The sequence below is a fragment of the Metabacillus rhizolycopersici genome, from assembly GCF_020075705.1.
This window is the reverse complement of sequence record NZ_JAIQUM010000259.1, coordinates 1-622: the sequence shown is the minus strand read 5'-3', so window position 1 is coordinate 622 and position 622 is coordinate 1. Positions and strand designations below refer to the sequence as shown.

At 39.2% G+C, this 622-nt stretch carries 1 pseudogene; it reads left to right on the top strand.

Annotated elements, in window-relative coordinates:
* Positions 1–600, top strand: a pseudogene (locus K9V48_RS28455) (IS3 family transposase); the annotation flags it as partial.
* Between the last annotated feature and the right edge of the window lie 22 nt (positions 601–622).

Here is a 622-nt window from a genome sequence, read left to right as displayed (position 1 = left end):
AGGCGGGAATTTCTTCAATTACGATTAAAAAATTCCGTCCACAATCAAATAAAAAACCGATTGAGGCTCGTGAAAACATACTACAACAGGACTTTTCTACGTCCAAATTAAACGAAAAATGGGTGGCCGATATCACCTATATCCACACTTTGCGAGATGGTTGGTGTTATTTAGCTACGGTTTTAGATCTGTATTCTAAAAAAATCATCGGATATTCTTTCTCGTTCCATGACAACTGAACTTGTTTTACAGGCCTTAAACAATGCCGTTTCTATCCAACAGCCGGGACCTGGCCTCCTTTTACATACGGACCTTGGCTCTCAATATACAAGTGAAGATTTTAGCCAAGCGCTTAAAGAACAGGAAATCATTCCATCGTTTAGTCGCAAAGGCTGCCCCTACGATAACGCATGTATTGAATCTTTTCATGCCATTTTAAAGAAGGAAGAAGTCCATCACGTAATCTATTTAAATTTTGAATCAGCGAACGCAGCGTTGTTTCAGTTTATTGAAGGCTGGTATAATCGCCGACGTATTCACGGCCAATTAAACTTTCAGACGCCGCAAGAAGTAGAAGATCAGTTTCATCAATCAGCATGAAAAGTTAACTTATTTGTGTCCA